Origin of the sequence: Sphingomonas sp. CCH10-B3 (assembly GCF_001556185.1) — a bacterium.
GTDB lineage: Bacteria > Pseudomonadota > Alphaproteobacteria > Sphingomonadales > Sphingomonadaceae > Sphingomonas > Sphingomonas aquatica.
The window spans coordinates 1-2933 of the sequence record NZ_LSIJ01000007.1 but is presented as its reverse complement, the minus strand read 5'-3'; the positions used below and the strand labels follow the sequence as shown (position 1 = coordinate 2933).

Sequence of the window (2933 nt, the reverse complement as noted above, 5' to 3'; positions counted from 1 at the left end):
CAACCCTCCTTAAATCACAACCTCAAATCTGTGCCATTGGTGCTGACGGGGGACAGCTGGGCCAGGAGTTCACATCGCGGCTTTCGACCATGGCGTCCCAAGCCCGCGCCAACAGCGAGAGCTATGCCAATGTCGCCACGGAATCGACGACCAGCGCCGTCACGAAGTTCCGTGAGCTCAGGGACCAGTTCAGCCGCGGCGCATCCTTCGAGAGCGCGACTGGCACCTCGAACTCCGACAGCATCCAGACCGCATTCAGCGAGGTCGATCAGGCATCGACCAGTCTGCAACGGCAGTTTGGCCTGTCGCACAGAGCGGCCGATGACATTTCAACGGCCTGGTTCCTCGGTGGTGAAGCCGGCGCCAAAGCGGGCATCTCGAACGGTGTCGCTTCGGCTAACGTCGGCCTAAAGGGCGGCGGGACACGTACATGGACCGACAGCGACATCGGCATCGCTTCGGAAGACCGTTCGCGGATCTTTGGGAGCCTGTCCCAGATGTCTGACAGCCGCAATTGGTCGAGCACCCGCGATGGGTTCATTCGCTCAGTCAGTACCTCATCAAGCTCGTCGATCTCGACAACCGCAAGCGGTATGAATGCCTCTCTGACGGAAGCGCAGAGCTTCACTGTCGAGGCTCGCCGAGCCGAGGAGCTTGCCAATCGTCTCGAGAGCCAGGCGTCTTTCTTCGAAGGAAACAGTGCTGCAGGCAGTCTTAACCTGTCCCAAGCCTACCGTGAATGGGGTCTCGCCGAGATCGAAAGCAACCGCGATTTCTATGGCAATGCGCGGTTCGATGACATCACCTTCCAACTCAGTCCGGAAGGCCAGGCATTGCAGGCAAAGTTCGTCGAAAGTTATGCCGAGCAGCTTCGCGACGGGATCGACGATCGCCTTGTACTCGCCCCCGGGTTGCCCGTATCCCGTCCAGCGGTCTCTGGCGCGGGATCAGTGCGCGGCCGAGCACAGACCGGTGGCGGAGCTTCCGGGTCGGTACCACGGGTCGGTGCCGGCGGTCTCCAAGAAGAGGTGCAAAGGGCTCAGGCGGCCGGTCGCCAGAAGATTACCGGCTCTAGGGGGCGTCTGGACGCGATCACCAAGGGAGCCCAAGGTGCCAGTGCAGAAGCAGCGGATGATGTGAAGGAGTGGTGACTGCAACGGTCACCACAGTCCGAAAGACGCGCCAGCCAAGTACGAAAAACCAGCTGCAATGACGACCAGAACCGCTAGCGTGAGACTGCGCGCCCAAGGGTCGGCCAAGGACTTCTTGATCTGATACTCCATCAGACGATTGTCACGGATAGCTTCGCTAACTTCCGCAAAGCCTGACCAAGGCGATGCCGCATCAACCCCATCGAGGTTCGGCATTTCAGGCTTGCGATTTTCCATGGCCTTACATTCCAATGTTTGAAAGAACCCGGACGAGAACATAACAAGATCGGTGGTCAATTTGCAAGTGACGAGAACGTGAATGGACGGGCGAATTTACCAGCAGTCTGAAAGGATTTGCTCGCGATTTTGTGTAGCAATCCTAAAGCAGGGTTGTTGAGGTCGTCGCGAACGAAGGGCACGATTACGTGTGCTTTCGCACGAGAAATCGCCACATTGATGAGCCTTTCGCCATCGCGGCCTTGCAAAAAATTTGATGTTCCGTCCACCGGATCAAAGATCACGAGGGTCCGCTCGCTTCCTTGTGCTCGGTGAACAGTACTGACTGAAATTTCGGGATGCCGTCGCCTGAGAAAATTCCGGATCAGCGTTCGTTGAGCTCGAAAAGGCGTCAGAACCATAATGTCCTCCGCATCGACATACGAGCCAGCCAGATTATCGATAATGGTTTCGATGAGCTTGGCCGACTGAAAACGAATGAAGCCACCGTAGCTTTGCGAATACGTCGCTGGCTCTGAGACTTGATCGAAGCAAACTCGCGGGATCTCGCGTCCATCTACGAAAAAGGGGCTGCGCTGCTTCTTCCACTCGGGATCAGCCAGCGCCTTTCGACATACCTTGAGTTCGCCGTCATAGAATGTCGTGCTTACAGCCTGGCAGATTCCAACTGCCATTCGAGACTGCTCGTTCAGCATGGTCGTTGGAACATGGGCGAACAGATCGAATGCCGTTTTCCCAAGAAGGGCCTTTTCGCCCGCCCCAGCGCTTTGAACGATCGGCGACAGCTGACATGGATCACCGGCAAATATGGTCTGCTGCCCCATTGCCGGCACCATGAGGGCGGCTGGTCCAATCACCTGACTGGCCTCGTCGCAGATCACAAAATGCCAAGGGCCCGCCGCGCGCAGGGTTTCATGCCAAGTGATCGCCGAGGAAACGGTAGTCGCCACAAGCCTGGCTTCGGACGCGACGGCCGAGATATCTGCGCCCAGCTCCTTGCGGAGTGCGCTCAATTTGTCCTTCCATCTGATGTGCTCGCCGACTTTGCTCTTCGGAGGTTCGGATGCCTCAAGTAGCAAGAATTCCGTGCTCTTTTCGGCAATACCTGGTGCGAGCAGGTGCGGGCGATTTACAAACTTCCGTGGGTCAAAATAGGCGCCCACCCGTTTGGTCGTTTTCGCGATAGCTGGCTTGTCGATGCGCCCAAGCCAATCATCGATGGAAACCAGTGCCGTGTCCACGGCGACATTCGTTGGTCCCAGCAGGAGTATGCGAGATTTCGGAAATCTCTTGAGCAGGTAGGCGCCCAACGCGCCAATCGTATAGGTCTTGCCAGTTCCCGGCGGACCGATTGTGATTGAACATCGATATGCCGAGTTCTGGACGGCCTCCACTTGCCTTTCACGAAGATCTGCAAAGCTATCGCCAAGCGGAAGAACTGGCTGGAGCGGCTCTGTGTCTTCTTTCGTCTGGCGTAGTCGTTTGGCTGCTGTCCGTCGTCAGAACATTTGGCACAGGTCGCGGCGTAAATTAGCGGAGTGCGGG

The 2933-nt window shown here is 57.3% G+C and carries 2 protein-coding genes and 1 pseudogene; 1 reads left to right on the top strand and 2 read right to left on the bottom strand.

Annotation, left to right across the window (positions count from 1 at the left end):
- Nucleotides 1-1151: pseudogene (locus tag AX672_RS01775) on the top strand (conjugal transfer protein TraG N-terminal domain-containing protein); the annotation flags it as partial.
- A gap of 9 nt (nucleotides 1152-1160) precedes the next feature.
- On the opposite strand, the gene AX672_RS01770 reads toward AX672_RS01775, so the two are convergent.
- Both AX672_RS01770 and AX672_RS01765 read right to left on the bottom strand, forming a co-directional pair.
- Nucleotides 1161-1388 (bottom strand): hypothetical protein, encoded by a 228-nt coding sequence (locus tag AX672_RS01770; protein WP_066647294.1) that lies wholly within the window; start codon nucleotides 1386-1388, stop codon nucleotides 1161-1163.
- Nucleotides 1389-1444: 56 nt separating this feature from the next.
- The gene (locus AX672_RS01765) at nucleotides 1445-2782 is read right to left on the bottom strand and encodes a DEAD/DEAH box helicase (protein WP_082730322.1); all 1338 of its coding nucleotides are present in this window, start codon (nucleotides 2780-2782) and stop codon (nucleotides 1445-1447) included.
- Nucleotides 2783-2933: the final 151 nt, after the last annotated feature.